Below are 19,701 nucleotides of genomic sequence, written 5' to 3' on the forward strand. Positions count from 1 at the left end.
TTATTAGTTAAGGACTATAAGTTAAGGACTAAAATATGAGCAAAATAATATCCTATATGTACAATTAATTTCAGTGAACATTTGGTTACTGAACATGTCAATGTTGATTGTACTGTATAAGTCTAAATCGTTTTATTCACCCATCTTTTATTAATCTAGTTTTTAGTCATCTAGTTTTTAGTCATTTAGCTTACTAATGCTCTGTTAAACACTCTATATTAACTCTACTGCATTAAATTAAATCTGCCCTATTTGGTCATTCCAAACCTAAAAAGCCGTCTATCGAGGAAAGCAAGACCAAACGCAACAAATAGTAGGTTCAGGGTGCCTAAAAAGATCGATGATTTGATGAAAAGGTATCGGTATAAGCGCATTGATAGCGGATGAATAACATCAAGCGATTATGCAGAGGTAACGGTGTCAAAGAATTTAAACGCGGTTTCAGGCACCCAATTAGCATCAAGCTGCTTATTCTTCCAACGCAAAAAACCAATATGTCCGCCATATTCGGGAGTATACAGCGTCACCTGTTTTGATACATCTCCTTGAGAAGGCAACACTCCTAAGAAGGGATCGTCTTTGGCAATCACAATTAAGGTCGGTTTAGTGATTAAATGCAAATACGGCATGGCAGACGCTTGGTGATAATAATCATTTTCTGAACGATAGCCATAGCAGGGTGCGGTAAACACGCTATCAAATTCACCAATATTACGACTGGTCTTAATCGCTTGTATTTGTGCTTCGCTAAGCGTCAGTTGAAGCGCTTTGGTTGCAATAGGGTTGAGCAAATAGGGAGTATAAATCTTACGACCCAAAAAATTCTCCATAGCAGTAGCGGCAGAGGATAAATCTAGGGGCGCTGAGAAAATAGCGGCCGCCTGGCATTGGGCTTGATCACCATATTCACCCATATATTTAGCAAGCGTATTACCACCAAGCGACACGCCTACGCAATAAATGGTGTTATAACGCGCTGTCAATTGTTGCAAGGCATGATGCACCTCTGGGGTATCGCCTGCACTATAAAGCCGCTCCCCTTTTACCGCCACACCGCCACAACTTCGAGTATGCACCACGACAAAGTGCCAGCCTTGATCATGCACGTAATGCGCCAGTGTTCGGGCATAGTGGCTCTGGCTACTGCCTTCCATACCGTGAAATAGCACCACCAAAGGCGTGTTTAATCTATTTGATGGGTTTGTGTCTGACGGATTGGTGTTTGAGCCGGCATTAGTCTCTTTCGTTGCAACTTCTTTGACAATAACTTCTTTTTCACTAATTTGCTTATCATCAATCTGTTTACCTCGAACTTCGCTTTCTCGAACCTCTATGCCATCCCAGAAATCATAGGCGACTTCGCTTTCCTCCAGCGAATCCAATACCAATTCGCGTCGATAAGGGGGCGACTCTGGCATAATAAATCTAGGCAATATGGTTTGTAAGTGTGGGTTTCTTAACCATACGGGCGGTTTAAAATCAGCTACTTCAAAATCATACGGGTCCAAGTCCTGCTTCTTATTATTCATCTTGTTATGTCTCAATTATGCAAATTAGAACCGTCAGATTGAAATTCTGATTCATCATCAAGTACACGACCGTCCATCCCCAACCGCTCTTTTAGCGTCTCTACATCAGCTTCTGGCAGGATCACGCCTAGAGTCACAACCTTACTGTATGCTACCTCATCAATTGTGCCTCCCACATCCTCCACCACATAGCGTACCTGCGATTCATTGGCAAAGTCGGCTTCAATTTGTCTATGGGTCATCGGTACAAAAGCGGTCAGCCTGTTTTGTTCATGAGCCTGATCAACGGCTGCCTGAGCAGATCCCGCATACGCCCTTGTTAGACCGCCCGCACCGAGTTTTATACCGCCAAAGTAGCGCACGACGATGACAATAACATTACCAATGCTTTTATGCTGAAGTACATTTAATATCGGTTTGCCTGCTGTGCCACTAGGTTCTCCATCATCATCAAACCCAGCACTGGTGGTATTATTTGGATTGCCGATAATGTAGGCCCAGCAGTGATGACGGGCATCAGGATATTTTTCACGCAATTGTTCCACATGAAACATCGCTTTTTCACGACTGAGTACCGGATAGGCGTAAGTAATAAACTGCGATTTTTTAATCTCTAGTTGGGCAGTGACAGGCTTGGATAATGTTTGATAAGTCATAGTTGAATTCAGTCAAAAATACTAAAGTGATAAAATGCATCATTTATGGGTGTGTTAAACTGTGAGTTATTATGAACTCATACTATATATCAGTAATACACAAAGGATACCATAAATGCGGTTAGACAAATTTATCAGTAAGGCGACAGAATTGTCGCGCAAAGAAGCCAAAAAAGTACTGCACGCCAGCGAAATCACCGTCAACGATCAAGTCGTCAAAGATGGCAGCTTGCATGTCGATGTGCTCAACGATGATGTGATGTGGGCAGGCGAGCCTTTATCTGTCGCCGCTGGCAATCGTTATATTTTACTATACAAGCCCGAAGGTTTTGAGTGTACCCTAAAGCCAAAAGAGTACCCGATTGTCACCGAGCTTATCGCGGTTCCCGAGCTAGGCAGCTTGCGTATCGCAGGGCGCTTAGATGTTGATACCACTGGCGCGCTGATATTGAGTGATGATGGCGGTTGGTTGCATCGTGTCACCAGTCCCCGTCATCAACATGCTAAGGTGTATGAGATGACGCTTGCTGATCCTATGGACGAGGCGGCTCAACAAAATGCCATCCAAAAGGTCGCTGAAGGTATCTTATTAGAGGACGATAATGAGCCCACTAAGCCTGCTACTCTAGAGTTTTTAGATGACACGCATGCCCGTTTGACTCTGACCGAAGGCAAGTACCATCAAGTGAAGCGGATGATGGGCTACTTCGGTAACAAAGTCGTCGACCTACATCGTGCCAGTATTGGCATGGTGACGCTTGAGGGATTAGAGAAAGGCGAGAGTCGTTTTCTCACCGAAGAAGAAGTCGCCAGTTTTTAAACTCAATTCTAAGCGAATAAATTAGAGTAGCTCATCCTGCCATCCGCTATTATCTTGCTTGCCCACTGAGGCGGTGACTATAGGCTGAGGACATTCCTGTTGTCTCGATACTGCCCTCAGCCTAGCCCCGCTATTCTCAGTGGGTAAGCAAGTATATCCGCTCCTGTCAGGGCTAGCGGTTACATCCTCTGCTTGCCACGATTTATCGTGATTTAAATACTTGTCAACTAATAGCCTATGTTGCAAATAGAGGGTTACCTGTATGAAAAGAGGCATCTAAAAAACCGTGGGTGACACTTCGTTTCACCACACGCTACAACTATTACTCATTAAAATAGAGTTTTGACTATAGAAGTTACCAGTTTTACTCCCTTCCTTTTCCAAAGGAAGGGTTGGGGATGGATTTTTTCAACCCAATAAAAATAATGACTTACAAAAACGCTTATCCCGAATTCAGGTTATCTTCTTAAGCTCTCTAAACCTACTATTGGTAGCGTTTGCACTCGCCTTCCTCGATAGGTTAATTTCTTGATTTGGTATAATTAAACTTGACCACTACAAATTAACCCGCTACTCTTAAATGACTAGTCGCAAACGGTTAGACCCTGCTCGAAGCATTTGCTATATTTATTTGCCATTTCAATGCGCAATTGGGTGTTAGGATGAGTTGATAAAAAGTCAGATAGGCTACCTTCTTCCACTCTTGTCTCGTTTATATCATCTTCAGGCTCGTCTACATTGTCATCTGCATTGGCATGAGTGTGATCCTCATCGTGTTCATGCTCAGAGCCATCCCCTCCGTCTGTATTGAGCTCACTTGTAGAGTAATCCTCCATGCGGCTTAGAATAGCGACAAAAGCCTGCGGATTAATACCTGCTTTAAGCATCTTTTTGAACGCAAACTCATCCGCTTCCGTTTCATATTGACGTGAATAGTGATTTGATACCAGCGCTGTTCCCAAGCCGGTAGCAAGTTCACTGATACCATCAGGGTTACCCAAGACTAACATGACAATCATAGTGGTGAATGAGTTTTGGGTCAGCATCTCTAAACTATGACGTTCAACCACATGCCCCATTTCATGCAATAGTACCGCATCTATTTCATCGTCATTATGACTTAACTGGACAAATTTATCGGTCAATACAATATCACCAGAGGGTAGCGCAAATGCGTTTGGCAGACTCATGCCCCCTATGTTCATCTCTCTAAAATGGAGCTGATAATGGATATTGTCATTGCCACCCAACGGTTTTAAGCGGGTTTCAAAACGAGAGATAATCTTTTGTTGTTCCGCGTCACTTAGTTTAGTAGGTTGTAAAAAATAACGGTCGATAACCTCTAGTGACTGTTTGCCAATATACTCTCCCGTCGATTGGGGTAGGGCATGAGCCACGGCTTGGCTGGTCCACGGTATGCCCCATTTTATAAAGCCAATAGCAAACACGACCGTTAAGACCAGCATCATTAAGACACTGCTCATTTTTGTTTCATATTGGTGTAAGCGTAGATTCCATTTTGAACCTGCACTGCTATTAGTATCACGACGAATCAAGATATCTATAGCATCGTTGTCCAAAGTGGTAAACAGTGAGCCGTCCGCCAAGATCAATTTACGTTCGGTATTGCCTAAGCGCTCGTTGATACTGACTTGAGACCACTGACCCGTTAGCTTATGGTCTTTTTGCGTATTACCTTTGAAATTCGGTTTTGAATTATCTTCAACATGATCTTTGAGAGTAGTATTGTGCTCATGAGGCACAATATGTACCTCATAGCGTGTTTTATCGACGATAAGTTGAGCAGGGTATTGAGTTGAGATGTCTTTGGGATACCATTTACCCGTTATCCCTGTGCCATCTTTTGAGTAATTTGTGTTTAAAGGCTTTGGGGTTGATGTTCTCATTTTTTATACTCAATATAATGACTTAAAACCATATTTACTCAAAAACAATTGCTCACTCTAAGTGCTCAATATAAAAGATACCTTTTTTAGAAAACAACCTATCCTTTTAAGATACGGTTAGACTCAGTTAGGCTCACTAAACCTACTATTATTGGGGTTTAGTGAGCCATTCTCGATTGGTTAATTTCTAGATTTGTTATTAGCTTATAGCGCGATGTCCATATCGATGTCTAACACATCCCCAATCTCTTCCCCAATAGCAGACTGTTCTTTCTCTTTTTGAGTCAAATAGCTATTAACGTCCACATCTGAAGCTTCTATCCATGTATTTTCAGCAAGGTAGCGTGCCACACGTACTTGAGCCCAAGGTAGCGCCAACCCTAGGGTAACAATAGTCAGTAACATATTAGTCAGCAATACGATGAAATACCGTTTGGCACTAACCGTCGACTTAAAGCTGATCGCTTTATCTAATGTGGTATTGTCGTATATATATTGACGTTGGCGACTATAAGAGTAGGCCGCGACCAACAAAGCAGCAGCGATAAAGCCGAAATATACCAACACCAGCCCTATGGCTAACAGTGGATTTGCGCTAGCAGTCGCCATCTCATTGGCCATCGTTTCAGGATCAAAGCCACCTGACATCGTAGACGAAAATATAACCGCAAATAACGCAGCCAGTACCAAATAACACCCAATGGCGACTAGCGCCGTTTTAAACGCAATTTTTATAAATGTGCCTGTTTTCACATCAATAAAGAAGTTCCCTTGACCATATTTGGTCTGACCCACCTGATATTCAGCGGCTTTTTTAGTAAATAAACCACCCAGATAGATGGCGAGTGCAAGGGTAGTAATGCCGCCCACCACTGCGATGATAAGGCTAGTGGTCATAGAGATAGATCCAGCGCCTTGGATCGTTTGCATCAGTGGGATTAGGCTACCTATGAGAAGTAATACAACGGCCAAATAGCCCACGACAGGGATTAACATATAGATAAAGTACGACGTTTTTAGCCCACCGTTGAAGCTAAAGCGTACATTACTAAAGCTGGTCATTCGCATATTAAACTTTAAGCTGCGCCAGATTACCCATGGCATAACTGCGAAAATAATAATAGGTATAATCAACCCAGCCGCTGGATAGACTTGGTTGATAATAATAATGGCTATCAATATGAACATACCAATGAGATAGCCTAAAAAGAGTTGTTTGCCTGTCGCATGATAATCAAAAAATCGGTCTGAGTATTCGGTATTGGCATAAAAGTATCGACGTGTACGTACTTTTGCCCAAGGATAATAAATGCCAAGCGTGATAACGCATAATAAAACATTAACAATCCATATTTTAAAATACTCACTACCTTTTCCATTAAATGCTAGATGTTTCATGCTTTGCTTTGATCCTTTTTAGTATAGTTATCAATTATAAAGTTTGTTATACGGCTGTATTAAGTGGCTTTGACTATTTAAGCTTCTTTAACTATTTAAGCTTCTTTACATATTTGATTTTCATAAAATATTTGGATAATTTGCCATATAGAGATGACAATCTATCAAGGTCGTCAAATTCTGCTACCAGAGCGTTATTACCCTAAATAGCCTAAATGTTGTTATTAGATACCCTTACCTTAAAAGGACCTCAAAAGTCTTTAACAATAGGGATATGGATAACCCCGTAAATGTCTTTGTTATATCTATTACATAATGATTAAAATTTAAAACATAGTAAACAAATACTTAACAGGGGTCAACTTGTATTAATGATAATTATTTTCATGATTAATGAAAAATTTTCATTAAAATCCTAGATTTAAATCTTGATACAAGGCTATAGGGATAGCCCAGCTTTTACTAAACTGGCATAAACGTGTTTAGGCTAAAGGGATTAGCCTAGATGCTCATTGAGTAAGTTGAGTAGGTTAAAAAGGTGAGCAAATTGAGTTAATAAAAAATGGATAACGTTGAGTAGGTTAAAAAGGTGAATAGCTTAAGAAAGATAAGAAGAGCGTATTTTAACTTTGAATAGTCTTAGGCAACTAACAGAGGGATAAGGCTGACATGCGTAAGTGCAACCTTAGAAAGTTTAGTGCTAGGTTTAGAGATAGGCTTGGAGACAGGCGAGTGAGATGCCGTAGCTGAATACTTGAGACAATACGAGATACGGCTTAACTCACTGAAAATAGAGAGGGCTTAATTGATTAACACAGACGGTTATGGCAATACCACGTTAACTATTTTCCAATCAACAAACCCTTCCCGTGTCATCTCAACTGTGACTGGATATCCTTTAATATCCCCAGATACTGTGAAGCAATTGATACCACAGTAGTTTAACTTAAATTTTTTGCTGTCCTCTCCTGCTTCAGCATGGGCTTCAAGATCCGAGGCTTGACTGTCCATCACCTGCTGCACTTGGGTTTTGATCACCGTATTAATATCTCCACGCTGAACGATAATGTCCTGAATTAATTTGCGCAGATTGACTTTATTACTAGCAATGGCCCATGCGGCTGCGAGCTCCTTAGTCGCTTGATTGGCTTGACCTTGAGTCTTAACTAGGCTACTAATATTGTCGGCAGTAATGGCGTTAGATACTGAGCTTGAAATAAAGTCATTAGCGGCTTGGTTTAGAGGTTCACCACCAAGTTTTGCGACCAATGGGTACTGTAATAACGTATTAGAAAACTTAGCCATTAACTGTGACTCGATATTTGGTTGCAGTTGATTGATGTCAATATAGCTGACGAGAGACTCGCCGTCGTGTGCATCATAAGCCTCTTTTATTTGATAAGCCGTATAGTAGGGAGAGCCTGCAAAGACAGCAATAGCCACAATGATAAGTGTGATGACTAAAAACTTTAAGAATTTCATAAAAGGTAAGGGCCTGTGAGTCTATAAGGGTTAGATGAGATCAGTGTTACTTTAAGATTTGCATATCATAGGTAACGTTAGACAGTTTGTAGAAACAGGGTTCAGAAGACCAATAAATAAGAAGGTTATTAAAACATAAGCATAATAATAAATAGATTTTAGCATAATTGCTTGATAATCGAGGTGATTGTCACCATTAAACAGGAAAAGTATTGATTAATTTTGCAGTATTTTATGCCAGTCATTTATATATGGCTATTTATAGACAATTTTACAGACAATAGTCACTGTGATTATTTTGATTAAATTTGAATGCCATCGTTCATAATGTTTCACATGAAACATTAGGAATAATAATGGCATGTTGATAGGAGCCTCCATGAGTAAGCGAGATTTTTACGACGTTCTAGGCGTTGATAAAAACGCCGATGAGCGTGAGATTAAAAAGGCCTACCGTAAATTGGCCATGAAATACCATCCTGATCGTAACTCAGATGACCCCGATGCTGAAGAGAAGTTCAAAGAAGCCTCAATGGCTTATGAGGTATTGAGCGATAAAGAAAAACGTTCTGCCTATGACCGTATGGGACATGCTGCCTTTGAAAATGGTATGGGCGGTGGCGGCTTTGGTGGCGCTGGTGCTGGTAATTTCCAGGACATCTTTGGCGACATTTTTGGCAACTTTGGCGACATCTTTGGTCAGTCTCGTGGCGGTGGTCGTCAGCGCCGTGGTTCAGATTTGCGATATGTGATTGAGCTAACTTTAGAAGAGGCGGTACGAGGCTGTAAAAAAGAGATTAGTTTTACCGCGCCTGCCCCTTGTGAGACCTGTGATGGTAAAGGCGCTAAAGATGCTTCTGATATTGTTACCTGTCAGACCTGTGGCGGTCATGGTCAAGTTCGTATGCAGCAAGGATTCTTTGCCGTACAACAAACCTGTCCTAATTGTGGCGGCTCTGGTAAAGAAATTAAAAATCCTTGCCCAGACTGTCATGGTAGCGGTGTCAAAGATAAATCTCGCACTCTTGAAGTCTCAATCCCAGCAGGGGTAGATGATGGGGATAGAGTACGTTTAGCCGGTGAAGGTGAAGCCGGTGGTGCAGGTGTACAAAATGGCGACTTGTACGTAGAAGTCCGCGTTAAAGAACACCCGGTATTTAAACGTCAAGGCGCTGACTTGTATATGGATGTGCCCGTAAGCATCACCGATGCAGCGCTTGGTAAAGAAGTTGAGATTCCGACTTTAGATGGTAAAGTCAAGATTAAGGTTGCCGAAGGCACTCAAAGTGGTAAGCTACTGCGCGTCCGTGGAAAAGGGGTGACTCCCGTGCGTACCACGATGAAAGGTGACTTAATATGCCGTATTATGGTTGAGACGCCCGTCAATTTAACCCGTGAGCAAAAAGAGCTGTTACGTCAGTTCCAAGATACTTTAGATGGCGATAGCAAGCATCATCAGTCTCCTAAGAAAAAGTCTTTCTTTGAAAAACTTGGTGACCTATTCGACTAAAGCGTTCGACTAAAGCGTTTGACTAAAGCGTTTGACTAAAGCGTTTGACTAAAGCGTTTGATTAAAGCATTCAGTTAACGAAGTTTGATCACATTGATTTAAATAAAGTAGTCTAATAAAATCAGCTGGGTTAAATCAGTGTTATGAGTCGAATATAATAAAAATCGTTATATTGAAAGCCCATAAGTTTCACGTGAAACGTATGGGCTTTTCTTATGTAATTAAGGATTGTCTCGTTTTAGATAAATGAAAGAGGGACTGCGCTAACCTCACTCTCTACAAAAGAGAAATCAAAAAAATCATGCTATCATTATTTACAATTGCATAGTAGATAGAGAAAAGCATTATTCTTAAACGAATATTATGCGTATTCAGCTAAATTAAGGAAATAATCATGACGCAAGTGCATTTTCAAATAATTAAAGTAGGCATTATTGGTGCCGGTGGCCGAATGGGCCGTATGTTAATAGAAGCGGTTCATAACAATGAGCAAACGCAGCTAGCAGCAGCGATAGAGCGCAGTGGCTCCAGTTTAATAGGCGTTGATGCGGGTGAGCTGGTCGCACTGGGTAAAAATGGGGTGGCTTTAACGGACAATCTTGAAGCAGAGCTAGACGGCATCGATGTACTGATCGACTTTAGCTTACCAGACTCTACTGAAAATAATGTACAACTGTGTGCCAAACATAACGTCGCTATGGTCATAGGCACTACAGGATTGAGTGACGCTCAAGAACAACAATTAAATGAAGCCAGTCAGCAAATCCCAATCGTCTATGCTGGCAACTACTCTACTGGTGTTAATGTGTCTTTGAAGTTGATAGAAATGGCTGCTAAAGCATTTGGGCAAACGGCAGATATTGAGGTCATTGAAGCACATCATAAGCACAAAGTAGATGCGCCTTCTGGTACCGCCTTTATGATGGCGGATGCAGCAGCAACAGCACGTGGTCAAGATTTAAAACAAGTGGCACTATACGGACGTGAAGGAAAAACGGGTGAGCGTCAAGAGGGTAGCATCGGCATTCATGCCATTCGCGGCGGTGAAATCATTGGTGATCACAGTGTGATGTTTATCGCTGATGGTGAAATGGTCGAAATCAAACACCATGCCCGTGAGCGTATGACCTTTGCAGCAGGCGCAGTACGAGCGGCCGTATGGGTGGTTACACAGTCAGCTGGTCGTTATGATATGCAAGATGTATTAGGTTTGACGGGCGTTTAATCGCCCCCTATCGACTTTTAAAAGTTAAATAGGGGACTGGTTAGGTTAAGCTCTGGCGTTATCAAGCTGTTTTTCACGCAGTTTAACGACTTTACGTACCTTATCACGCGCACGAGTCTGTTTTAAACGCGATAAATAATCAACGAATAGCACCCCATTTAAATGATCCATCTCGTGCTGAATACAGACCGCAAGTAGTCCCTCGGCAATCTCTTCAAAAGCATTGCCGTCTCGATCTAGCGCTTCAATCTTCACTTTTGTCGGACGCTCGACCGAATCAAACACATCAGGTACTGACAGACAGCCTTCTTCATAAGGCTTTTTATCTTCTACAAGTGGCGTAATCTTCGGATTAATGAACACACGAGGCTGATCATTATTTTCAGATAAGTCCATGACGATTAGCTGAATATGACGATCTACTTGGGTAGCTGCCAGTCCAATGCCTTTGGCATCGTACATGGTTTCAAGCATATCATCTATTAGTTGTTTGATGTCATCATCTACCGTTTTCACGGGCTCTGCAATGGTACGTAAACGAGGGTCAGGATAATTAAGTATTTGTAATTTTGCCATAAGAGATCACGTTGTATGTTAGTTAAAGTTTATGGGCTAACTCATGTCTACTATATCTGAGTTTATGCAATCGATAAACTTTAAAAAATAAAAGTTAATAATATATTATATATCACTGAATGAGGGGCATTAGCCTTAATTTCAAGCTAATTTAGGCAATCATCCGATACATCGTGTCATGCCTTTTCTATAAAATTACCTGTCCTTGTCATATTCGGTCAGATTTACTGAGCTAAGCATTTGTCGTATTTACATTCGTCTTCTTGGATGTCCTTCATACATAGGTTAACTTATATATTTGGTACTGTTACGAGTATTTGAGTTAGCAACATAAAAAAACGGACTATAAAAGTCCGTTTCGTCGCTAAATTAGTTACATATTTTCGATGATATTGCTATTAATATACGTATCTTAAGAAAAGAATTATAAAGGTCTTAAGAAAAGTATTATAAAGGGTTAAGTACGTTTATTAGCAATTAGTTCATAAATAAACAGTAAAATAATGGCACCAATGACTGAGAATGCTAGGCTAATAAATCTACCGCTATCTGCTAAGCCTATTAAACTGGCAATAAAACCACCCAAAAAAGAGCCTGCGATACCCAGTATGATGGTCATAATCCAGCCCATGGCATCGTTACCCGGTTTAATAGCACGTGCTAATAACCCTGCAATAAAACCTACAGCAATTGTCCAAATAATGCTCATATTATTTCTCTCCCTATCAATTAATTATTGTACCGTTTATAAAAAAAACTTATCTTTATTAGACTCGCACTGTCTACTGCTTATTAATACGCGTCTTGTTCAATAAGCTAATTTTAAATTTGGCAGTCGCTATAACTTTAGCTAAGTTTATATATTTATATGATTAATAAAGTATCGTTATTGAAGCGCCTTATCCTTTATGCATGTATTTATACAGGTAGATTAAATTGAGAAGTTTAAGTTATTTTAAATAACTTGTTATAAAGTAACTTCTTAAATAATTTCGCTTCAAATGACTTGGTCATACATCCTCTAGTAGGGATAAGTCTAATAGGTTTAAAGTCAAACTTATGATTAGAGAATGATAAGCGATGAGCAATAAACCATAAAGAGCGTTAAACCACAGTAGAGAGTAAACGAAATAAATTTATTCTAACCTAATGATAAAAGAAGAGACTTCAATACTCGTCCAAATTGAATTTTAACGGCTAAAAAAGACTAGTAGTAAGATTGAATTGTTAACCTTGTACAGGCTATGTGACCATAGTTGGAGTATTAATAGAGATTGATAATAATAAGTTAACTAATTGTATCGTTTATTTTAACTTTTGTTGCATTTGCATCACTGTTTCAAGGTTAAGTACGTAATGGTCTGTTTATTAAAACCTAAAGAGAGGACATAGAGCATTTATTGGCAGTTGAAAAAGAGATATTGGTAGTTAATAAAGAAATATAGTCTGAAGGGCTTAAATTTAAAGCCTTATCCATTAGGATAAAGCCTTTGGAGTAAGACTTAATGAAATTAAAAAAAGACGACATCCTTTATGGGTTTAAAGCCTTAATTAGGCGCTGATGAATGTTTTCAAAGCCGCCATTAGACATAATGATGATGGCATCATCTTTGCCGGTATCGCCTATTTTAGAGACAAGATGATCAATGATACTTTGAGTATCCGTCATTACATATTGAGAATTGCGAACAGTGTTGGACTGCGCGGTAATAGCCTCATTCAGCCCCCACTCTAAACCTGCGGGCTCATACCAAATGACTTCGTCAGCCAGTTGCGCAGAAGCTGCTAAACTGTCTTTATGAACCCCAAGTTTCATTGTGTTACTGCGCGGCTCAATAATTGCCCAGATTTTGTGATTTTTTAGCTTCTTTTTTGCCCCATCTAGGGTGGTGGTAATCGCGGTGGGATGATGGGCAAAGTCATCGTACACTTGTACTTTATTATTTGAGTCGCCCAATTTGTATTCCACATCAGCGATCAGTTCCATGCGACGCTTAATACCTGAGAAGTTAGACAAGGCTGCGCAAGCTTGTTCAACACCAATGCCGATATCATAAGCAGCAGCAACCGCTACCATCGCATTTTCTACATTATGACGACCACTCATACCCCAATCAACTTCTCCGGTTACCATCTGGGTATGCTCGTCATCGTGATAATGTACCAAAAATCGGCTGCCGTCCTCTTCAATTAATTCTGCTTTCCACACGCACTCTACCGTACCTTGTAAGCTGCTAGGCTCTATAATTTCAGTACGCCATATCGGCGTCCAACATCCTTTGTCTATCGTCGCCTCTAAACTTGGTGTGTGCGCCGGCATAATGATCTGACCATGACTTGGAATCATCCGAATCATGTGGTGGAACTGAGTTTGAATGGCGTCTAAATCTTTAAAAATATCAGCGTGATCAAACTCAAGGTTATTTAATATAGCAGTGCGAGGACGGTAATGGACGAACTTAGATCGTTTATCAAAAAATGCGGAGTCATATTCATCTGCTTCAATAACGAAATAGCCTTGTTTGCCGTCTTTGCTAGTATCAGAGCCTAAATAGCTACTGTGGGCAAAGGGTCTGTTTAAAGCATTATTATCACTGTCTACCAAAGGCACACCGCCGATCAAAAACCCAGTATCAATGCCGCAATAATGTAGTATCCATGCCAGCATGGTCGTCGTTGTGGTCTTACCATGAGTACCGGCAACCGCTAATACGTGACGATGTTGCAACACCTGCTCCGATAAAAACTGAGGACCTGAGGTATAGGGAATACCTTCATCTAGCATATATTCAACTGCCTCAATACCCCTTTTCATGGCATTGCCCACGATCACTAGGTCAGGGGCAGGCTGCAAGTGACTGGCGTGATAACCTTCTAAAATTTCGACACCCGCACGTTCTAATTGAGTTGACATCGGTGGATAGATGCCGGTATCTGAGCCAGTAACAGTATGACCAAGATCTCGAGCTAATAATGCAAGTGACCCCATAAATGTGCCACAGATACCTAAAATATGAACGTGCATGCAACCTCTGGTTTTTATCTAAATAAAGAAAAAGTGTAACGATTAAATAGCGCTTAGGACTTAAAGACTCTAAACATTAAAAGGCTCGAGCTTTAACAGGACGCGATTTAATAATACGCCATAATACCATTAAGTTAACCAAAATTAGAAAGGTAAACAAGATAAGGGCTTGCTCGGGAATACTAAGTCCTAAAAAGCGCCAGCTAATCTCAGCGCATTCGCCAGAGCCTGATAGTACTTGGTTGATAACCTGTCTCATTGGAAGCGCTTCGAGCCAATAATCCAAACCCGGACCACAACTCGGCACTTGGTCTGGGGGTAGATGTTGAATCCAGACATGGCGCGCCGCCACACCAGCTGACCATAAGAGTCCTAACATTGAGCCCAACCATAACAACAGTCGAATAGCGGTAATTTTGGGATTACCAAGGGCTGCAATAAGGGAAAAGATACCCATGACAATAAGCCCAATGCGCTGAAAAATACAAAGAGGGCATGGCTCCAAACCTTTGGCGTTTTGTAAAAATAAAATAGCAAAAGCCATGCCAACCACAGCAAAAAATACTAATATGATATTAAGCGTACGATAGGAAAGTAAACGCTGCATGGGGTTGCTCCTTGGCAACTAAAATCCATATTAAACCGATATGCTTATCACTAACAGCACCCTAAAAAGTCACGTTAAATAAGCCTAACGATATTGTTGTATATAATCATAAAAACTTTGAGTCTGGTTGCTCTCAAGATCTTGTTGTTGTATCCATGATTTTTCTGCCAATACTTCGTATTTTGCCTGAGTATTGGGACTTAGGGTATTACGCATGATAGCGTCACGGTGCTGCTGCGCTAGAGCATAGCCAAGCTTCCAAGTGCTGCCAAATTTTTCCGTATCAGAAAGCACTTGAGCAGACAACGTCGCATCGGGATAGACGGCCTTGCCAAGCATTAAAGTCACAGCGACTCGGTAATTATTACCCCCATATTGATCATCTAATAAAGTAGCGATGGGTAACATGGCTTCTAAATGCTTTTGCATCCACTGACTTAATTTGACTTCACCGTCGCATGTTTTAATGCTTAAGTTCGGCTCACGACCATTATTGACAACCCGCTCAAGGTTTTCAGCCAATAGGTCATCCTCCTCTGGCAACAAATCAGGAGAGTCAGTCAGTAAGCAATACAACGCTAATACTTCTAAGAAGCAAGCGGTGGAGAGACGAATGCCAATATCACTATAAGGATCTAAATCTACCGCTCTAAACTCTACATAAGCAATGCCACGAGCCTCTAAAGCGTGACTCGGTGTCTCTTCTGACTCCGCGATTTGCTTCGGACGGATAGGGCTGTAGTACTCATTTTCAATTTGCAGGATATGATCATTAATCTGTATCGGTTCACCATTCTCATCATCAAGGCCCAACTTACTAAAGCCTGAGAATGGGGTGTTAATGGCACGGCGCAGACCGTCCACATATTCAGGCAGGGTGTTATAGCGAATATCAAGCTGATCTTGCACACTATTGGTATACCCAAGCTTGCTCATGCGTAAGCTTGTGGCATTTGGCTTATAGTAAGTCGTCTTATTCAACTGCTCTAAGCTATGTTCACGACCGATTAAGAAACAGGGACAAACCGTAGGACTAGCACCTGTGAGATACAGCACCAGACTACTCATCCGCTTAAAGTTGCGGATAAGCCCAAGATACTTCGCATTTTTAAATTCGGTAAGTGAGTTGGCTTGGTCTTGTTTTGGAGAGTTATCGCGCCAAACACGGAATAAATCATCACCAAAAGATAAATTGTAATGAAGCCCAGCGATGGTCTGCATACGCCGGCCATAACGAACCCCTAAACCACTGCGATATAAGGTTTTAAGACGTCCGACATTGGAGCTGCCATAGTCGGCCAACGGGATATCATTGTCATCGGAGGACAGCATACAAGGCATCGATAAGGGCCAAATCAGCTCTCCTTCCTCTAATGAGTGATAAACCAAAATATGCAACTCACGCAGCATACTTAACGTCTCTGCCACCGTAGACTTCGGTGAGGTGATAAGCTCAAGTAAGCTCTCAGAGTAGTCAGTAGTGATGTAAGGGTGGGTCAGCTTTGACCCTAAAGATTTTGGATGCGGGGTTTGGGCAAGGAAGCCATCAGACTGCATTCTTAACCCCTCTTTTTCAATACCACGTAACATACCAGATAAGAGCTGGCTTGTTAACCAAGAGGGTATATGAGAACGGGGGGAATGAGGGGTAACGTCAGTCATACTATAATCTCAAAATCAATTAGAGGCATCACTCGCTGACAAGACTATCTGTCAAAACCGTCAATTAAGACCGTTTATCCATATATCTGTCAACGTATAACGTGAAGCGTAGGAGGTATTATCAACAACTTAGCAAGAATGCATATTGCTTAAATATCAAAGTAGTGTAGCCTAAACCTATAAAAAAATCATGTGCGTTTACAAATGATCCTAGCGTCAAATCCGTATTAAAAATGACCCTTTAAAAAACAGGTAAAATTAAAGCCACTAAATCGAGAATGAAGACCCGCAACCACACGTGGTAGTGGCATTCGGATTGGTCACGACGAAACGTGCCCCTTCTAACCCTTCGGTATAGTCAACCGTTGATCCTTGTAAGTATTGATAGCTTAAGGAGTCAACCAATAAGGTGACGTCATCGTTTTCAAAGTTGGCATCATCTTCGCCAATTTCATCAGCAAAGTTAAAGCCATAAGAGAAGCCGGAGCAGCCTCCACCAGTGACGTAGACACGTAGCATTAAAGAGTTGTCGCCTTCTTCTTCGCGCAATCTGCGAACTTTATTAGCGGCACTGTCAGTTAAGGTAATGGTTGTCATAATATCCTCGTAAAGTGTGTAACTTCACTGAACGCAAAATCAATGTAAAGAACGTTGTTGAAATAATATGAGTTTAATGTCATTTAAATTATTGTCACTATCATTAAGTGCTATGAAAAATGGGCTATAAAATGGGCCATAAAAATAGACAAAGCAAAATTTACATTAATTATTTAAACAATTTTAAAAACTATTATTTTTAAAAACAATTGATATTTGGAAAGGGGATGCCAGTACAATGACATCCTTATTAGAGGCTATTTAGAATACATTTATCAATTCAATAAATAATTCTATACAGCTCCTGAATGAATTATTTAAAATTTTAGCCATTCATTATAGCATAATGAGGCATAATGCTTGATTTTCAATGTTGTAATTGTGCCAAGCGTTGTTTCCTTGTCATAGTTTTTTAATTTCTGACACGCATTAATTTTATAACCTGCTCAGACATAACCAAAAGTGATTAGTATCCATGATTGAATTTAACAAAGTTAGTGTCCGCCGTGATGGTAGAGTACTCTTTTCAGATGCGACCTTCCAGATACATCCAGGACAAAAGGTGGGGTTAACCGGGAACAATGGTACCGGTAAATCAACTTTATTTGGTGTGTTATTAACGCATATGGGTGAACGTAGCACAGATGAATTAACGGTCGATGCTGGTAGTGTCAGTATTCCTAGCGGATGGGATGTGGCGCATATGGCACAAGAAGTCGAAGGGACCAGTCAGCCTGCCATCGACTATGTCTTAAGCGGTGATAAAGAATGGTATGAGATTAACCAAAAGATGATGAATCCTGATACGCTCAGTGATAATCAGATCGCTCAGTTATATCAACGATTTGATGACATCGATGGCTATCGGACGCCCACTACTGCAGCGCAAATTATGGCAGGTCTCGGCTTTAAAGCCAATCAGCACGAACTTCCAGTAAATGACTTTTCGGGTGGTTGGCGTATGCGCTTGAATCTGGCGAAGACATTGATGAGCCGTGCCGATTTACTATTGCTTGATGAGCCTACCAACCACTTAGACTTGGATGCAATATTATGGTTAGAAGAGTGGATTGCGAAGTTTGATGGCACTGTCCTGCTAATCTCGCATGATCAAACCTTCTTAGATGCCACTATTGGTTATATCTTACACGTCGAAAACCAGAGTATGACCCTATATACGGGTAACTATTCACAGTTTGTGCGTACTCGTAGCGAGCGCTTAGCTCAACAACAGCAAGCGTTTGAAAAGCAGCAAACCACCAAAGCGCATTTAGAAGACTTTGTGCGTCGTTTTCGTGCAAAGGCCTCAAAAGCGAAGCAAGCCCAAAGCCGCTTAAAACAGCTTGAACGGATGGCAGACTTATCACCTGTGATGGCAGACAACCCCTTTACCTTTCAGTTTTATGAGCCCAGTCACATGAGCTCACCGCTGATTTCACTTAAATCAGCAGACATCGGTTATGGTGATACGCCCATATTGTCTAATGTCAGTCTGCAAGTGACACCAGATACCCGCATCGGTCTGTTGGGTATGAATGGTGCTGGTAAATCGACATTAATTAAATGCTTAGTTGGTGAGCTGACGCCTTTAACGGGTACGTATAAGGTGTCTGATACGCTTCATATTGGTTATTTCAATCAGCATCAGATGGACAGTTTAGATGCTGAGGCCACTCCGATGATCATGATGCGTCGTTTGGCAGGCAAGACCTCTGATGCAGAGCTGCGCTCATTTTTGGGTAGCTTTGACTTCCGTGGCGATCGTATCGATACGCCTAGTAAGCTATTTTCAGGGGGAGAGCGTGCGCGTCTGACACTGGCACTCATTGTCTGGCAAAAACCAAATGTGTTGGTACTCGATGAGCCTACGAACCACTTAGATTTGCAAATGCGTCAGGCGTTGACCATGGCGTTACAAGGGTTTGCTGGGGCAGTGGTACTGGTGTCGCATGATCGCGAACTCATTGCCAACGTTTGTGATGAGCTATATCTGGTACATGATGGCAAGCTACAGGAATTTGATGGCGATGTGTCAGACTATGGCAAATGGCTATCAGAACAGCGCAAGTCCGACGCCAAAGAGGCGGCAAAAGAGACACGTGATGCCAAAGCTGTTGCCCTAAGCGCTGCCAAGCAAGCCGAAGAAGCCAAGAAAGCAGCTGAAGCAAAAGCAAAGGAGGATGATTCGCAATTAACCAAAGAAGAGCGTCGTAAGCTCGCGGCAGAGCAGCGCAAATTGACCGCGCCCATCCGAAAGCGTATTGAGCAAGCTGAAAAGAAGCTGGATAAAGTGGCCACTGACTTAGCAGATCTTGAACAACAGCTTGCCGATACCTCTTTGTATGAGGACGCTCGTAAGGATGAGTTGTTAACGCTGCTTGAAACACAGGCCCAGCTACAGCAGCAGCAAAATGAATTAGAAGAGACATTAATCACGGCGATGACAGAGCTTGAAGGTTATGAAAATTAAAGTTATATCAAGTGTAGGTTATTTTATACAGCCCCTAGAGACTTAAGGCGAGTTATCTCTTTTAAATTAAACCCTTTATAAATCAAACTTTTTAACATTAAAAGAGCATACTAAGTTTTGCTCTTTTTTTTAAACTGTAGAACATACTTTAGCTTAATCTATGACGATAAGCTTAGAGTATGACATTGAAAAGGGAACGTTTAGGTAGTGAAATTCAGGGTAATAGCCCTTATATAG

At 41.3% G+C, this 19,701-nt stretch carries 16 protein-coding genes; 4 read left to right on the top strand and 12 right to left on the bottom strand.

The genetic code is table 11. The features are described 5' to 3' along the window. Positions 1-401: 401 nt before the first annotated feature. Positions 402-1,529 carry a YheT family hydrolase gene (locus AC21OG_RS04995; protein WP_487376215.1) on the bottom strand — a complete coding sequence of 376 codons (1,128 nt, stop codon included), beginning with the start codon at positions 1,527-1,529 and terminating at the stop codon, positions 402-404. An 11-nt stretch (positions 1,530-1,540) separates the two neighbouring features. Further along, on the bottom strand, positions 1,541-2,185 hold the full coding sequence (locus AC21OG_RS05000; protein ID WP_487376217.1) for a YigZ family protein: 645 nt from the start codon (positions 2,183-2,185) through the stop codon (positions 1,541-1,543). A gap of 115 nt (positions 2,186-2,300) precedes the next feature. On the opposite strand from AC21OG_RS05000, the gene AC21OG_RS05005 reads away from it, so the two are divergent. Further along, positions 2,301-3,005: a pseudouridine synthase gene (locus tag AC21OG_RS05005; RefSeq protein WP_487376218.1), complete on the top strand. Its 705-nt coding sequence runs from the start codon at positions 2,301-2,303 to the stop codon at positions 3,003-3,005. Positions 3,006-3,026: 21 nt separating this feature from the next. Here the strand turns inward: AC21OG_RS05005 and AC21OG_RS05010 are convergent, their stop codons facing one another. The 4 genes from AC21OG_RS05010 to AC21OG_RS05025 form a co-directional block, all read right to left on the bottom strand. Beyond that, positions 3,027-3,281, bottom strand: a complete 255-nt coding sequence (locus tag AC21OG_RS05010) for a hypothetical protein (protein ID WP_486545414.1) — start codon at positions 3,279-3,281, stop codon at positions 3,027-3,029. Positions 3,282-3,589: 308 nt separating this feature from the next. Continuing rightward, on the bottom strand, positions 3,590-4,912 hold the full coding sequence (locus AC21OG_RS05015; protein ID WP_487376219.1) for a M48 family metallopeptidase: 1,323 nt from the start codon (positions 4,910-4,912) through the stop codon (positions 3,590-3,592). Between the two features lie 204 nt (positions 4,913-5,116). After that, positions 5,117-6,310 carry a YjgN family protein gene (locus AC21OG_RS05020; protein ID WP_487376221.1) on the bottom strand — a complete coding sequence of 398 codons (1,194 nt, stop codon included), beginning with the start codon at positions 6,308-6,310 and terminating at the stop codon, positions 5,117-5,119. Between the two features lie 822 nt (positions 6,311-7,132). Continuing rightward, positions 7,133-7,792, bottom strand: coding sequence for a DUF2939 domain-containing protein (locus tag AC21OG_RS05025; RefSeq protein ID WP_487376223.1), 660 nt, complete (start codon positions 7,790-7,792; stop codon positions 7,133-7,135). A gap of 379 nt (positions 7,793-8,171) precedes the next feature. Between AC21OG_RS05025 and dnaJ the strand changes: the two genes are divergently transcribed. Further along, on the top strand, positions 8,172-9,302 hold the full coding sequence (dnaJ, locus tag AC21OG_RS05030; protein ID WP_487376224.1) for a molecular chaperone DnaJ: 1,131 nt from the start codon (positions 8,172-8,174) through the stop codon (positions 9,300-9,302). A 394-nt stretch (positions 9,303-9,696) separates the two neighbouring features. After that, on the top strand, positions 9,697-10,527 hold the full coding sequence (gene dapB, locus AC21OG_RS05035) for a 4-hydroxy-tetrahydrodipicolinate reductase (RefSeq protein ID WP_487376226.1): 831 nt from the start codon (positions 9,697-9,699) through the stop codon (positions 10,525-10,527). A 45-nt stretch (positions 10,528-10,572) separates the two neighbouring features. On the opposite strand, the gene def is transcribed toward dapB, so the two are convergent. The 6 genes from def to erpA form a co-directional block, all read right to left on the bottom strand. After that, on the bottom strand, positions 10,573-11,103 hold the full coding sequence (gene def / locus AC21OG_RS05040; protein WP_487376227.1) for a peptide deformylase: 531 nt from the start codon (positions 11,101-11,103) through the stop codon (positions 10,573-10,575). Positions 11,104-11,560: 457 nt separating this feature from the next. Further along, on the bottom strand, positions 11,561-11,812 hold the full coding sequence (locus AC21OG_RS05045) for a GlsB/YeaQ/YmgE family stress response membrane protein (protein ID WP_486545425.1): 252 nt from the start codon (positions 11,810-11,812) through the stop codon (positions 11,561-11,563). Between the two features lie 822 nt (positions 11,813-12,634). Continuing rightward, entirely contained in the window at positions 12,635-14,128 is a 1,494-nt protein-coding gene (mpl, locus tag AC21OG_RS05050; protein WP_487376229.1) for a UDP-N-acetylmuramate:L-alanyl-gamma-D-glutamyl-meso-diaminopimelate ligase, read from the bottom strand. 76 nt (positions 14,129-14,204) lie between these two features. Beyond that, positions 14,205-14,735, bottom strand: a complete 531-nt coding sequence (locus AC21OG_RS05055; protein ID WP_487376230.1) for a disulfide bond formation protein B — start codon at positions 14,733-14,735, stop codon at positions 14,205-14,207. An 84-nt stretch (positions 14,736-14,819) separates the two neighbouring features. Continuing rightward, positions 14,820-16,397, bottom strand: a complete 1,578-nt coding sequence (gene gshA, locus AC21OG_RS05060) for a glutamate--cysteine ligase (protein ID WP_487376232.1) — start codon at positions 16,395-16,397, stop codon at positions 14,820-14,822. A gap of 267 nt (positions 16,398-16,664) precedes the next feature. Beyond that, the gene (gene erpA / locus AC21OG_RS05065; RefSeq protein ID WP_486545431.1) at positions 16,665-16,994 is read right to left on the bottom strand and encodes an iron-sulfur cluster insertion protein ErpA; all 330 of its coding nucleotides are present in this window, start codon (positions 16,992-16,994) and stop codon (positions 16,665-16,667) included. Between the two features lie 475 nt (positions 16,995-17,469). Between erpA and AC21OG_RS05070 the strand changes: the two genes are divergently transcribed. Beyond that, a complete protein-coding gene (locus AC21OG_RS05070) occupies positions 17,470-19,464 on the top strand; it encodes an ABC-F family ATP-binding cassette domain-containing protein (protein ID WP_487376233.1) in 1,995 nt (664 codons plus the stop codon). Positions 19,465-19,701: the final 237 nt, after the last annotated feature.

This window comes from Psychrobacter sp. CX5, assembly GCF_057621535.2.

Excerpts from the sequence above, each read along its gene's own strand:
- dnaJ (WP_487376224.1), top strand. The coding sequence starts at position 8,172 with ATGAGTAAGCGAGATTTTTACGACGTTCTAGGCGTTGATAAAAACGCC.
- AC21OG_RS05055 (WP_487376230.1), bottom strand. The coding sequence starts at position 14,735 with ATGCAGCGTTTACTTTCCTATCGTACGCTTAATATCATATTAGTATTT.
- AC21OG_RS05015 (WP_487376219.1), bottom strand. The coding sequence starts at position 4,912 with ATGAGAACATCAACCCCAAAGCCTTTAAACACAAATTACTCAAAAGAT.
- mpl (WP_487376229.1), bottom strand. The coding sequence starts at position 14,128 with ATGCACGTTCATATTTTAGGTATCTGTGGCACATTTATGGGGTCACTT.
- erpA (WP_486545431.1), bottom strand. The coding sequence starts at position 16,994 with ATGACAACCATTACCTTAACTGACAGTGCCGCTAATAAAGTTCGCAGA.
- gshA (WP_487376232.1), bottom strand. The coding sequence starts at position 16,397 with ATGACTGACGTTACCCCTCATTCCCCCCGTTCTCATATACCCTCTTGG.
- AC21OG_RS05070 (WP_487376233.1), top strand. The coding sequence starts at position 17,470 with ATGATTGAATTTAACAAAGTTAGTGTCCGCCGTGATGGTAGAGTACTC.
- AC21OG_RS05000 (WP_487376217.1), bottom strand. The coding sequence starts at position 2,185 with ATGACTTATCAAACATTATCCAAGCCTGTCACTGCCCAACTAGAGATT.
- dapB (WP_487376226.1), top strand. The coding sequence starts at position 9,697 with ATGACGCAAGTGCATTTTCAAATAATTAAAGTAGGCATTATTGGTGCC.
- AC21OG_RS05020 (WP_487376221.1), bottom strand. The coding sequence starts at position 6,310 with ATGAAACATCTAGCATTTAATGGAAAAGGTAGTGAGTATTTTAAAATA.
- def (WP_487376227.1), bottom strand. The coding sequence starts at position 11,103 with ATGGCAAAATTACAAATACTTAATTATCCTGACCCTCGTTTACGTACC.
- AC21OG_RS05010 (WP_486545414.1), bottom strand. The coding sequence starts at position 3,281 with ATGCCTCTTTTCATACAGGTAACCCTCTATTTGCAACATAGGCTATTA.
- AC21OG_RS05025 (WP_487376223.1), bottom strand. The coding sequence starts at position 7,792 with ATGAAATTCTTAAAGTTTTTAGTCATCACACTTATCATTGTGGCTATT.
- AC21OG_RS05005 (WP_487376218.1), top strand. The coding sequence starts at position 2,301 with ATGCGGTTAGACAAATTTATCAGTAAGGCGACAGAATTGTCGCGCAAA.
- AC21OG_RS04995 (WP_487376215.1), bottom strand. The coding sequence starts at position 1,529 with ATGAATAATAAGAAGCAGGACTTGGACCCGTATGATTTTGAAGTAGCT.
- AC21OG_RS05045 (WP_486545425.1), bottom strand. The coding sequence starts at position 11,812 with ATGAGCATTATTTGGACAATTGCTGTAGGTTTTATTGCAGGGTTATTA.